A 12,059-nucleotide genomic window follows, 5' to 3' on the forward strand; every position below is an offset into this window, starting at 1 on the left:
GGGTCGCAGCTCGCGCGGTTCTGAGCGTTCAGAACGGCGTTAACTGCGACCCAGTTGGGTTAAAACGCATGCGTCAGGCGCTGACGCCCAGCTTCTCCAGGATCAGCTCCTTGACGCGGCCGGCGTCGGCCTGGCCGCGGGTTGCCTTCATGACACCGCCGACGATCGCGCCGATGGCCTGCAACTTGCCGGCGCGGATCTTGTCCGCGACGTCGGGCTGTGCGGCCAGCGCAGCGTCGATGGCTTCCAGCAGGGGGCCGTCGTCGGAAACCACGGCGAGGCCGCGCTTTTCGACGATCTCGGCGGGCGTGCCTTCGCCGGCGAGCACGCCGTCCAGCACCTCGGTGGCCATCTTGTTGTTGATCTTGCCGTCTTCCACCATCTTGCTCAGCTCAACGATGGTGGCCGGTGAGACGCCCAGCTGGCCGGGGTCGACGTCGGCGTTCTTGGCGCGGCCGACGATCTCGCCCATCCACCATTTGCGGGCCACGGAAGCCGTGGCACCGGCGGCGATGGTCTCTTCGATCTCGTCCATGACGCCGGCATTGACGACGTCGCGGAACTCAAGATCCGAGTAGCCCCAGTCGGCCTGGAGCCGCTTGCGGCGGGCAGCCGGCGGTTCGGGCAGCGTGGCGCGCAGTTCCTCCACCCATTCGCGTGAGGCGACCACGGGAACGAGGTCGGGCTCCGGGAAGTAGCGGTAGTCGTCGGCGTCGGACTTTGCCCGGCCAGACGTCGTCGTGCGCGTGTCCTCGTGCCAGTGGCGCGTTTCCTGGATGACCGGCTCACCGGAGTCCAGGACGGCGGCGTGCCGCTGGATCTCGTAACGGACGGCGTGCTCGACGGCGCGCAGCGAGTTCACGTTCTTCGTCTCGGACCGGATGCCGAAGCGTTCGCGGCCGTGCGGGCGCAGCGAGACATTGGCGTCGCAGCGGACGTTGCCGCGCTCCATCTTGGCGTCGGACACGCCGAGGTTCTTGACGATTTCCCGCACCGCGGCCACGTACGCCTTCGCCAGTTCGGGGGCGCGGGAACCGGCACCCTCGATCGGCTTGGTGACGATCTCAACCAGCGGAACGCCGGCGCGGTTGTAGTCCACCAGCGAGTAGTCGGCGCCCTGGATGCGGCCGGCCGAGCCACCGAGGTGGGTCAGCTTGCCGGCATCCTCTTCCATGTGCGCGCGTTCGATCTCGACGCGGAACACAGTGCCGTCGGAGAGCTCGATGTCCAGGTAGCCGTCATACGCGATGGGTTCGTCGTATTGGGACGTCTGGAAGTTCTTCGGGGTGTCCGGGTAGAAGTAGTTCTTCCGGGCGAAGCGGCAGGCCTCTGCGATCTTGCAGTTCAGCGCCAGGCCGATCTTGATGGACGATTCCACGGCCGTCTTGTTCAGCACCGGCAGGACGCCGGGCATGCCGAGGTCCACCTCGTTGACGTTGGTGTTCGGCTCGTCGCCGAAGACGTTCGGCGCGGAGGAGAACATCTTGGTCTTGGTGTTCAGCTCAACGTGGACCTCGAACCCCAGGACGGGATCGTACTTCTCCATGGCCTCTTCGAAGGTCAGGGTTGCGTCAGTGCTCATTATTTTGCCTCCTGGGCGTCGACAAGGGTCTCGACAGGCTTGGCCACCGGTGAGGCGGCCAGTTCCGGGGCACGGTCCAGGAGCGGGCCGCCCCACTTCGCCTCCAGCAGCGATTCCAGGACGGCGCCCACGCGGTACAGGCGGGCGTCCTCGCGGGCGGGCGCCAGGAGCTGGATGCCCACGGGCAGTCCGTCCTCATCGGCCAGGCCGCCCGGCAGCGACAGGCCGGGAACGCCGGCCATGTTGGCCGGGATGGTGGCGACGTCGTTGAGGTACATGGCCAGGGGGTCGTCGAGCTTCTCGCCCAGCTTGAAGGCCGTGGTGGGGGCCGTCGGGGAAATCAGGACGTCGGCCTTGGCGAAGGCGGCGTCGAAGTCGCGCTGGATCAGGGTACGGACCTTCTGCGCGGAACCGTAGTAGGCGTCGTAGTAGCCCGCGGACAGCGCATAGGTGCCGAGGATGATGCGGCGCTTGACTTCGTCGCCGAAGCCGGCGGCGCGGGTGGCGCCCATGACGCGTTCGATGGTCAGCGGCGGGTCCTCCGGGAGGACGCGCAGGCCGTACCGGACGCCGTCGAACTTGGCCAGGTTGGAGGAGGCCTCGGACGGCATGATCAGGTAGTAGGCGCCCAGGGCGTACTGGAAGTTGGGGCAGGACACCTCAACGATTTCCGCGCCGGCTTCCTTGAGCAGCTCGAGTGACTCGTTGAAGCGGTTCTCCACGCCGGCCTGGTAGCCCTCGCCGTGGAGTTCCTTGACGATGCCGATCTTCATGCCGTCCACGTTGCCGAGCCGTGCCGCGGCCACGAGGTCGCCGAGCGGGTCCGGCAGGGAGGTGGAATCGAACGGATCGTGGCCGCCGATCACCTGGTGCAGGAGGGCCGAGTCCAGCACGGTGCGTGAGACCGGGCCGATCTGGTCCAGCGACGAGGCCATCGCAATGGCGCCGTAGCGGGACACGCTGCCGTAGGTGGGCTTGACGCCCACGGTGCCGGTGACCGCGCCGGGCTGGCGGATGGATCCGCCGGTGTCCGTGCCGAGGGCCAGCGGCGCCTCAAAAGCGGCGACGGCGGCAGCCGAGCCGCCGCCGGAGCCGCCGGGGATCCGGTCCAGGTCCCACGGGTTGCGGGTGGGGCCGTAGGCGGAGTGCTCCGTGGAGGAGCCCATGGCGAATTCGTCCAGGTTGGTCTTGCCCAGGATGGGCATCTTCGCGGCGCGCAGCCTCTGCACCACGGTGGCGTCGTACGGGCTGTGCCAGCCCTCGAGGATCTTGGACCCGGCGGTGGTGGGCTGGCCGACCGTGACGATGAGGTCCTTGACGGCGATCGGCACGCCGGCGAGCTCGTGCAGCTCCTCGGCGGCAGGTCCGCCGGCGGCGCGGATGGCGTCTACCTCAGCGGCGACGGCGAGCGCTTCTTCCGCGTTGACGTGCAGGAACGCGTGCACGCCGCGGTCCCCGCCGTCCACTGCGGCGATGCGGTCCAGGTGCGCCTGGACAACCTCGACGGAGGTGATTTCGCGGGCGGCGAGCTTCTCGGCCAGCTGGGCTGCGGAGAGGCGGATGAGCTGGTTGCTGTTGGTGTCAGTCATTGTGTCTTATGCCTCATCCAGGATGGCCGGGACCTTGAAACGGTTCTCATCGGAATCCGGGGCACCGGACAGTGCCTGCTCGGCGGTGAAGGTGTGGCCCACCACGTCTTCGCGGAACACGTTGCTGAGCGGAATCGGGTGCGAGGTGGCAGGGACATCGTCACCTGCGGCTTCACTTACGGATTTCACCGCATCCACGATGACGGCAAGCTCGCCGGCCATCCTGTCCAGCTCTTCAGCACTCATCTCAATGTGAGCGAGCCGCGCGAGATGCGCGACGTCGTCACGGTTGATCGCAGCCATGGATCTCCCCTGCAAGTTCGGATTGTTTTCCGAACCAGTCTACGTGGGTTGGACGACGAACAACGCGGGGTCACTTACGGCCCATCCGGAGCTCCGGAATGGGCCGTAAGTGACCCCGCGTTGCTTGGTGCGGGTGGTTGGCTGGCTAGCCGATGCCGATGGCTCCGGTCAGCATTCCTACGCCGAGCATCACGAGGGAGATGACGGCGGTCCGCCACAGCACCTTCTTGTGGTGGTCGCCGAGGTCCACCTTGGCGAGCGAAACGAGCAGCAGGATGGCCGGAACCAGCGGGCTCTGCAGGTGGAACGGCTGGCCTGTGATGGAGGCCCGGGCCATTTCGGCTGCGCTGACTCCGTAGTGTGCGGCGGTCTCGCTCAGGACGGGCAGTACGCCGAAGTAGAAGGCGTCGTTGCTCATGAAGAACGTCATCGGGATGCTGAGGACGCCGGTGATGACGGCCATGAACGGGCCCATGTCGGAGGGGATGATGGCCACGAGCCAGGCTGACATGGCCTCGACCATGCCGGTGCCCTTGAGCACGCCGGTCAGGACGGCGGCGGCCATGACCATGCTGACCACGGCAACGATGGACGGTGCGTGGGCCACGAGCTGGGCGCCCTGGTCCTTGACCTTGGGGAAGTTCACCAGCAGGGCGATGGCGGAGCCCACCATGAAGACGAACGGCAGGGGCACGAGGTCGGCCACCAGCATGACCATCACGGCGACGGTGAGGCCCAGGTTGAACCACTGCAGTTTGGGCCGGAGCGTCTTGCGGTTGGGGTCCAGTGCGGTGTCCGTCAGGCCGGCGTCGCCGTCCGCGAGTGTCTCGGTGCGTTCCAGGACGGCCACGGAGGAGCCGCCGACGGCGGGGCCTCCCGTTGCGGGAACAGGTGCGGTTCCGGTGCCCTTGCGGCCAGGGCCGGTTCCCGAACCGCCGGCGGGGGTTCCGCCGTCGAACGCTTCGGCGGTGTCCGGCACGGACCAGATTTCCGGCGCCGTGGCGCGGAGGCGGTTGCGTTCCTGGAGGCCGAGCAGCCAGGAGAACACGAGGACGACAACCAGGCCGGCAATCAGCGACGGGATCATGGGAACGAAGACGTCGTTGACGTCGAGTTTGAGGGCGCTGGCGGCGCGGGCGGTGGGGCCGCCCCACGGCAGGATGTTCATGGTGCCGTTGGCCAGGCCGGCCACGCAGGTGAGGACCACGGGGCTCATCTTCAGCCGGAGGTAGATTGGCAGCATGGCCGCCGTGGTGAGGATGAAGGTGGTGGAGCCGTCGCCGTCCAGGGATACGGCGGCCGCCAGGATTGCGGTGCCGAGGACCACCTTCGCGGGATCATTGCCGAGCTTGCGCAGGATGAACCGGACCAGCGGGTCGAACAGCCCGACGTCGATCATCAGGCCGAAGTAGATGATGGCGAACATCAGCAGCGCAGCGGTGGAGGTCATGGACTTCATCGAGTCCATCACCATGTCCCCGATGCCGAGGCCTGCGCCTGCGAAAAGACCGAAAACGGTGGGGACAATGATCAGCGCCAGCACTGGCGTCAACTTCTTCGTCATGATCAGCACCATGAATACCGCGATCATGGCGAATCCAAGTAATACCAGCACAGCCGGCTCCTTCTTGATGAGTGGCACCACCTCGATGTGATGCGCACTACAGACGTTAGAGTGGCGCGGGTCACGGCAGTGCCTTTGGCTCAATTGATTGGCATACTGCTTATTGGGAGCATTTTGCGCATTCTGCTCACGCCCCGCCGGCGGTCTGCACACAGCCCCGCCCATGTCCGCCCAAGGAGTCCCATGACGAGCCCCGCCCGCAGGCTGCCGCTCAGGTTCTCCACGCAGACGCTGCTGCTGCAGCTCGGCGTGGTGCTGCTCGTGGTGCTGCTGAGCGGCGCCGTGCACGCGTGGCTCACGTATGAACGACTGGGCCGGGAGGCCGAAAACCAGGCGCTGACGCTCGCCCGGACGGTGGCTTCGGACCCGTCCGTGCGGGCCGAGGTGCAGGCCATCAGCCGGCAGCCCGGCACCCCCGCGGGCCGAACTGCTGGCCGGCCCGCTGATGGCGGCCGCCGAGGGGCACGCACGCGCACCGGCGCCCTCTTCGTGGTGATCACCGACGAAACGGGACTCCGGCTGGCCCATCCCGACGCCGAGCGGCTGGGCGAGCGGGTCAGCACGGATCCGTCCGAGGCGCTGGCCGGCCGCGAAGTCACCACCCGCAACACGGGAACGCTGGGGCCGTCGGCCGGGGCAAAGGTGCCGGTCTTCGCGCCCGGCACCGGCGCCGGCCCGGTTCCGGCGGGGCGTCCCCGCCGTGGTGGGCGAGGTGAGCGTCGGCTATTCCACCGAGTCCATCGGCCAGAGCCTGGGCCGGGACATCGGGCCCATCGTGCTGACGGCGGCCGGCTCACTCCTGGCGGGCGTCCTGGCCTCGTTCCTGCTCCGGCGCAGGCTGCAGCGCCTCACCCTGGGCCTGGAACCCGAGGAAATCAGCACCCTGGTCCACGACCAGGTGGCCGTGCTCGAGGGCGTGGATGAGGGCGTGGTGGGCATCTCCGCGGAAGGCCGCATCAGCGTCTTCAACGCCGCGGCCCAGCGGCTCCTGGGCCAGCCCGACCTGTCCGGAAGCCTCTGGCGTGCCGCGCCGGTCCCGCCCCAGCTCAAGGCGCTCACGCAGCCTGACGCCAGGGAAGGCGAAGCAGTGGAGCTGATCGCCGGCGGCCAGGTCCTGGTGGCGAGCGCCCGTAAGGCACTGCACCGGCAGGAGGACCTTGGCTGGGTGGTCATGCTGCGCGACCGCACCGAGCTGCAGCAGCTGACGCGCCAGCTCGACGCCGTCGGCACCATGTCCACGGCCCTGCGGGCGCAGCGGCACGAGTTCGCCAACCAGCTGCACACGATTGCGGGGTTCATGAGCATCGGCCAGCACCAGCAGGCGCGGGATTACCTGGCGCGGCTCGCCGCCACCGGGCCGCTGAAGTTCCCGGTGGACCAGGCCGAACTGCTCCAGGACCCGTATCTCCAGGCGTTCATCGGGGCCAAGGGGGTGGAGGCCGACGAACGCGGCGTCACCCTGCGCATCGGTCCCGAGACCCTGGTGCGGGGCCAGGTGACCGATCCGCAGGACGTCACCACGGTCCTCGGAAACCTGATCGACAACGCCGTCAACGCGGCGGTGGCCGGCTCGGGCGGCGAACGCTGGGTGGAGCTGGAACTGCTCGACGAACCGACGGACGACGGCGGGACGCTGCATATCGTCGTCGCCGATTCCGGCGACGGGCTGCCTGACGCCGCTGACCTGGAGTCCGTGTTCGCCGAAGGATTCACGACGGCGGCCGGCCCGGTCCGCTCGGCGGGCGGACCCGCCCGCTCGGCAGGGGGCCACGGCTTGGGGCTGGCCCTCGCGCGGCAGCTCGCGCGCGCCGCGGCGGCGACGTCAGGTGCTGGAGCCCGGCAGCGCGGGCGGGCCGGGCGCCGTTTTCATGGCCATGCTGCCGGGCACCACCACGGCGCGGAAAGACTGAGCGACAACGAGGATGGGACGATGATGTCTGAGGATTTCAGGGTGCTGATTGTGGACGACGATTTCCACGTGGCCAAACTCCACGCCGCCTACGTCGACTCGGTGGCGGGGTTCCTGGCCCTGCCGCCGGCGGGTTCGGCGTCGCTCGCCCTGCAGTCCATCCATAGCCTTCGGCCGGACCTGGTCCTGCTGGATGTATATCTGCCGGACGCCTCCGGCCTGGACCTGCTGCACCAGCTGGACGTGGACACCATGATCCTGAGCGCGGCCTCCGACGCCGCCTCGCTGCGGACGGCGTTCCGACGCGGCGCCCTGGGGTACTTGCTGAAGCCGTTCACCGCGGAATCCCTGTCCCAGCAGCTGCGGTCCTATGCCAGGTACCGGCGGATCCTGGCCCAGCCGGGGTCGCTGGACCAGGACACCGTGGAGCGCGCCAAACGGGCCCTCATCCCCGGCGACGTCTCGCCGTCGGCCAGGCCGCGTTCCGCCACGGAAGCGGCGGTGCTGGAATCCCTTCTGCCCGGCGAGCAGTACTCAGCGAACGACGTCGCCGCGCGGGTGGGCGTCTCGCGCGCCACCGCGCAGCGGTACCTGTCCTCGCTGGCGGACGACGGCGCCGTCGAGATCCAGCTCCGCTACGGAACCACGGGCCGGCCCGAACACCGCTACGGCCTCCCGGCCTCCTAAGAGCTGGCGCTCTTCTGGGCGACGAGTTCGATCTCCACAAGCATCTTGGGGTCCAGGAACGGCAGCACGTGCACGAGTGACAGCGTGGGGCGGATCTCCCCGAACACCTCGCCGTGGGCGCGGCCGGCGTCCTCCCACTTGGTGATGTCCGTCAGGTATAGCTTGGACTGCACGACGTCGGCGAAAGCGAAGCCGGCGTCGGCCAGGACGGTTTCCAGCTTCTCGAGGATGTACTTGGTCTGTTCGTAGAAGTCGTTGCCGACGATGCCGTCCTCACCGCTGGCGGCGGTGGCGGAAATGTACAGGGTGTTGTCCACCTGGACTGCGCGGGAATACCCAAGGGTCTGTTCCCAGACGGAACCGGTGCCGAATGTCTTGCGCATGGTGCGCCTTTCACTGGGGCCGCACGCCGGCCGGCGCTTGGCAGCCGGGGAATGGGCCGGGGGAATGAGTCGGCACCACTCTAGGTCGGCTAGACGTCCAGCCGGAAAACCAGCAGCTTTATGTCGGTGTCCGGCACGAACCAGTCACGCTCGGGGACCCGCCGGAAGCCGGTCTTCCGGTACAGGCCGTGGGCGCTCTCCCATGTCCCGCCGGTGGTCAGGGCCACGGCGCTGATGCCGTCCAGCGACCTGGCGTGCGCGATGATCGCCTCCACCAGCGCCAGCCCGGCGCCGCTGCGCTGCACGGCAGGGTCCACCACGAGCATGCGGAATTCGAGTTCGTCGCCCAGGGCAATGTCCGCATACGGCTCGCCGGCTACAGCCAGCGTCACGGACCCCACAATCCGGCCGTCCCGTTCGGCCACCCAGATGGTGGCCTGTTCCGCCCGCCTGGCCACGTCCTGGATCTGCTTCATATAGGGGTGGTCGGCGTTGTCGAAATATCCCGCCGCCAAATAGGAATCGCGGGTGATCCGGGCTATTGCCTCGTAATCGGCGGGGACTGCTGGACGGACAATGATCTGCGGCTGCACCAGTCAATGCTAGTTCCAGCGCCCGGATGGGCAGCGCGAAACAGCTGTTTCCGTGATTGAACTATCACTCGCACCCGTTTCCGGTTGGGGCGCTCGTACCGCCGCAATTGAGGCGGGTCTGCCCGACCCTGCCGTCATCGAAAAACTGGCGTCCGACTATGGCTGCATTTCGCCGAGGCACCCTGGCTGCCGGACATCATTGAGCGCTGCAACCTGACCCCGCCCCCGGGCTGAAATTTGCCGGGCACGTCTGGTATACGGGTAACAAGTCCACCGCCGCCGCCTCAGAGCGGAAACTTGCCGGACATTTCCAGCGTTCCCGCGCATGTCCACGCTGCGAGGCGTTCGTCGTCCGTTGGGCCGCCGTTCAGCGGGCTGGTGAGCCGGGGACGCCGCACCCAGCAGCCGGCTTCCTCGGCGATCAGGGCTCCCGCGGCGAAGTCATGTTCGTTGAGGCCCCGCTCGCCGAAGGCGTCGTGCGTGCCGTCGGCGACCAGGCACAGGTCCAGGGCCGCGGAACCGAGCCGCCGCACGTCTGCGAACCCTTCCATGAAGCCGCCGAGCGCGGCTGCCTGCTCAGCGCGGACCTCGGGATCGTAGCTGAATCCGGTGGCCAGGATCTGGCCGGCGCGGCCGGACACTGGACCGGTGAGCTGGACGCGGCGGCCGTCCTGTTCGAGCCAGGCGCCGTGGCCCTTGGCGGCGTAGTACACGCGCCCCAGGGCCGGGGCGTTGACGACGCCGGCCAGCCACGCGCCGTCGGCGTCGGCAACTGCGACGGAGGTGGCGTAGTAGACGATGTTCCGGATGAAGTTGGTGGTGCCGTCCAGCGGGTCGATGGACCAGCGGAATCCGCTGGGATTCTCGGGGCGGGTGGTCCCGTGCTCCTCGCCGGTGATGGTGTCCTGCGGGCGGGCGCCGCGGATGGCGCTGCGGACCGCGTCCTCGGCAGCAACGTCAAACGCGGTGACCCAGTCCCCCGCGTCGCCCTTGTTGCTGACGGCGCCGTCAGCCAGGGAACCGCTGGTCCGGGTGGACAGCACCGCGGCGCCGGCCTCGGCGGCTGCCTTGGCCACGCCGAGCAGCTCAGTCGGATCCGTGCTCATTCGGAGCCGTTCCTGTCGTCGTCCGTAGCATCTAGAGCGGCCGCTTCCTCCGGTGCTCCGGCAGCCGGTCCGTTGGCCAGTAGCTCCCGGAACCCGTCCTCGTCGAGGACCGGCACGCCCAGCTGCTCGGCCTTGTCCAGCTTGGTGCCGGCATTCTCGCCGGCCACCAGGTAGCTCGTGTTCTTCGACACCGAGCCGGCGGCCTTGCCGCCGCGGATCAGGATGGCCTCCTTGGCCTCGTCCCGGCTGAAGCCGGGCAGGGTGCCCGTGACCACGATGGTCAGCCCTTCAAGGGTGCGCGGCGTCGATTCGTCCCGCTCATCCGCCATCCGGACTCCGGCGGCGGCCCAGCGGTCAACGATTTCCCGGTGCCAGTCCTCGGCAAACCACTCCTTGAGCGCTGCGGCAATGGTGGGACCCACCCCGTCCACGCCGGCGAGCTCCTCCTCGGAGGCCCGCCGGATGGCGTCCATGGTGCCGAAGTGCGTGGCGAGGGCCCGGGAGGCCCGCGGCCCGACGTGCCGGATGGACAGCGCCACCAGCACCCGCCAGAGCGGCTGGGTCTTGGCCTTTTCAAGTTCTTTGAAGAGCTTTTCCGTGGTGGCCGTCGGCTTGGACGGCGTCTTCGCGGTGCCCTTGCTGTAGAAGTACGGCACGAGCTCGAACTCGCCGGTGGCCACGCCCTTGGACCGCTTCTCGCGGCGGATCTTCACCGGGGCGAGGTCCTCCGGGGTGAGGTCGAAGAGGGCGGCCTCGGTGGTCAGCGGCGGAACCTCCGGTTCGGCGGGCTGCGTGAGCGCAATGGCTGCTTCCCAGCCGAGCGCCTCGATGTCGAAGCCGCCGCGTCCTGCCAGGTGGAACACGCGTTCGCGCAGCTGCGAGGGACACGACCGCGCGTTGGGGCAGCGGATGTCGACGTCCCCCTCCTTCGCGGGCGAGAGCGGGGTGCCGCAGGACGGGCATTCCGTGGGCATGACGAAGTCGCGCACCGGCGGATCCTGCTGGTCGCGCAGGGCCAGGACGGGCCCGACGATTTCCGGAATGACGTCGCCGGCCTTGCGCAGCACCACGATGTCGCCGATCTTCACGCCTTTGGCCTTGACCACGTCCTGGTTGTGGAGGGTGGCCATTTCCACGGTGGAGCCGGCCACCTTGACCGGCACCATGATGCCGTAAGGCGTGACCCGGCCGGTGCGCCCCACGTTCACGGCGATGTCCAGCAGTTTGGTGTGCACTTCCTCGGGCGGGTACTTGTAGGCGACGGCCCAGCGCGGGACGCGGGTGGTGTACCCGAGGGCGCGCTGGGTGGCGAAGTCATCCACCTTCACCACGATGCCGTCGATCTCGTGCAGCAGGCTGTGCCGCTTGTCCCCGTACCGGGAGATGAACTTCAGGACGTCGGGCAGGCCGCCCAGCACCTCGAAGTACGGGCTGACGGGCAGCCCCCACGCCTCCAGCTGCCGGTAGGTTTCGGACTGGCTGGCCACTTCAAGGCCCTCGCGGGCGCCGATCCCGTGGACGAACATCTTCAGCGGGCGTTTGGCGGTTTCGGCGGGATCCTTCTGGCGGAGCGAACCCGCCGCGGCGTTCCGCGGGTTGGCCAGCGGCGCCTTTCCTGCCTCGATGAGCGCCTCGTTGAACTCCGCGAAGGCCTTTGACGGGATGAACACCTCGCCGCGGATCTCCATTTCGGCGGGAAACCCGCTGCCGCTGAGCTCCTGCGGGATTTCCTTGATGGTGAGCACGTTGTGGGTGATGTCCTCGCCGGTGGTGCCGTCGCCGCGCGTGGCCGCCCGGACCAGCTTTCCGTCGCGGTACAGCAGGTTCACCGCCAGGCCGTCAATCTTCAGCTCGGTCAGCCACGAAACCTGGTGGTCGCCGACTTTGGCAATGCCGGCCTCGGCCTTGATGATCCAGGCTTCCAGCTCCTCGAGGGAGAAGACATCCTCGAGGCTGTACATGCGCTGGAGATGTTCGACGGCGGCAAACGCCGCCGACACTTCCCCGCCCACCTCCTGGGTGGGTGAATCATTGGACACGAGCTCGGGGTGCAGGGCCTCGAGTTCCTCCAGCCGCCGGAAGAGGGTGTCGAACTCGGCATCCGAGACGAGCGGCTCGTCTTCCTGGTAGTACGCGAACCGGTATTTCCGGACGAGGTCCGCCAGGTTCTCGTATTCTTCACGGACCGACTCCGGCGGAATCACTTCCGGCTCGAGCTGGTCAGTTCCGGTAGCTGCATTGTCTGCGGGGCCTGATGCTGTGCTCACAGACCTATCTTGCCTT

10 protein-coding genes and 1 pseudogene are annotated in these 12,059 nt (G+C 68.1%); 3 read left to right on the top strand and 8 right to left on the bottom strand.

What is annotated here, in order from left to right; translation table 11 throughout:
• Positions 1–73: 73 nt before the first annotated feature.
• The 4 genes from gatB to B1A87_RS11755 form a co-directional block, all read right to left on the bottom strand.
• Entirely contained in the window at positions 74–1,582 is a 1,509-nt protein-coding gene (gene gatB / locus B1A87_RS11740; protein WP_078030021.1) for an Asp-tRNA(Asn)/Glu-tRNA(Gln) amidotransferase subunit GatB, read from the bottom strand.
• Positions 1,582–3,171 carry an Asp-tRNA(Asn)/Glu-tRNA(Gln) amidotransferase subunit GatA gene (gatA, locus tag B1A87_RS11745; protein ID WP_078030022.1) on the bottom strand — a complete coding sequence of 530 codons (1,590 nt, stop codon included), beginning with the start codon at positions 3,169–3,171 and terminating at the stop codon, positions 1,582–1,584. Before gatA ends, gatB begins: the two co-directional genes overlap by 1 nt.
• 6 nt (positions 3,172–3,177) lie before the next feature.
• Positions 3,178–3,474 (bottom strand): Asp-tRNA(Asn)/Glu-tRNA(Gln) amidotransferase subunit GatC, encoded by a 297-nt coding sequence (gatC, locus tag B1A87_RS11750; protein ID WP_056629433.1) that lies wholly within the window; start codon positions 3,472–3,474, stop codon positions 3,178–3,180.
• Between the two features lie 145 nt (positions 3,475–3,619).
• Positions 3,620–5,263: a CitMHS family transporter gene (locus B1A87_RS11755; protein WP_395940246.1), complete on the bottom strand. Its 1,644-nt coding sequence runs from the start codon at positions 5,261–5,263 to the stop codon at positions 3,620–3,622.
• 18 nt (positions 5,264–5,281) lie between these two features.
• Here B1A87_RS11755 and B1A87_RS25010 point away from each other — a divergent pair, with 18 nt between their 5' ends.
• The 3 genes and pseudogenes from B1A87_RS25010 (at position 5,282) to B1A87_RS11765 (ending at position 7,694) form a co-directional block, all read left to right on the top strand.
• A complete protein-coding gene (locus B1A87_RS25010; RefSeq protein ID WP_395940247.1) occupies positions 5,282–6,022 on the top strand; it encodes a hypothetical protein in 741 nt (246 codons plus the stop codon).
• Positions 6,023–6,329: 307 nt separating this feature from the next.
• Positions 6,330–6,848, top strand: a pseudogene (locus B1A87_RS25015) (sensor histidine kinase); the annotation flags it as partial.
• 183 nt (positions 6,849–7,031) lie between these two features.
• The gene (locus tag B1A87_RS11765) at positions 7,032–7,694 is read left to right on the top strand and encodes a response regulator (protein WP_078030199.1); all 663 of its coding nucleotides are present in this window, start codon (positions 7,032–7,034) and stop codon (positions 7,692–7,694) included.
• Here B1A87_RS11765 and B1A87_RS11770 read toward each other — a convergent pair.
• The 4 genes from B1A87_RS11770 to ligA form a co-directional block, all read right to left on the bottom strand.
• Positions 7,691–8,077 carry a RidA family protein gene (locus tag B1A87_RS11770; protein ID WP_078030025.1) on the bottom strand — a complete coding sequence of 129 codons (387 nt, stop codon included), beginning with the start codon at positions 8,075–8,077 and terminating at the stop codon, positions 7,691–7,693. The two genes, B1A87_RS11765 and B1A87_RS11770, sit on opposite strands and share 4 nt — an antisense overlap.
• 89 nt (positions 8,078–8,166) lie before the next feature.
• Positions 8,167–8,670, bottom strand: a complete 504-nt coding sequence (locus tag B1A87_RS11775) for a GNAT family N-acetyltransferase (RefSeq protein WP_185982305.1) — start codon at positions 8,668–8,670, stop codon at positions 8,167–8,169.
• 284 nt (positions 8,671–8,954) lie between these two features.
• Positions 8,955–9,776 carry an inositol monophosphatase family protein gene (locus B1A87_RS11785; RefSeq protein WP_078030027.1) on the bottom strand — a complete coding sequence of 274 codons (822 nt, stop codon included), beginning with the start codon at positions 9,774–9,776 and terminating at the stop codon, positions 8,955–8,957.
• Entirely contained in the window at positions 9,773–12,043 is a 2,271-nt protein-coding gene (gene ligA, locus B1A87_RS11790) for an NAD-dependent DNA ligase LigA (RefSeq protein WP_078030028.1), read from the bottom strand. The genes B1A87_RS11785 and ligA overlap by 4 nt, the downstream gene beginning before the upstream one ends.
• Between the last annotated feature and the right edge of the window lie 16 nt (positions 12,044–12,059).

Origin of the sequence: Arthrobacter sp. KBS0703, from assembly GCF_002008315.2 — a bacterium.
In the GTDB taxonomy this organism is placed as follows: Bacteria; Actinomycetota; Actinomycetes; order Actinomycetales; family Micrococcaceae; genus Arthrobacter.

Coding starts and splice junctions, on each gene's coding strand:
- gatB (WP_078030021.1), bottom strand. CDS start 1,582: ATGAGCACTGACGCAACCCTGACCTTCGAAGAGGCCATGGAGAAGTAC.
- gatA (WP_078030022.1), bottom strand. CDS start 3,171: ATGACTGACACCAACAGCAACCAGCTCATCCGCCTCTCCGCAGCCCAG.
- gatC (WP_056629433.1), bottom strand. CDS start 3,474: ATGGCTGCGATCAACCGTGACGACGTCGCGCATCTCGCGCGGCTCGCT.
- B1A87_RS11755 (WP_395940246.1), bottom strand. CDS start 5,263: ATGGGCGGGGCTGTGTGCAGACCGCCGGCGGGGCGTGAGCAGAATGCG.
- B1A87_RS25010 (WP_395940247.1), top strand. CDS start 5,282: ATGACGAGCCCCGCCCGCAGGCTGCCGCTCAGGTTCTCCACGCAGACG.
- B1A87_RS11765 (WP_078030199.1), top strand. CDS start 7,032: ATGTCTGAGGATTTCAGGGTGCTGATTGTGGACGACGATTTCCACGTG.
- B1A87_RS11770 (WP_078030025.1), bottom strand. CDS start 8,077: ATGCGCAAGACATTCGGCACCGGTTCCGTCTGGGAACAGACCCTTGGG.
- B1A87_RS11785 (WP_078030027.1), bottom strand. CDS start 9,776: ATGAGCACGGATCCGACTGAGCTGCTCGGCGTGGCCAAGGCAGCCGCC.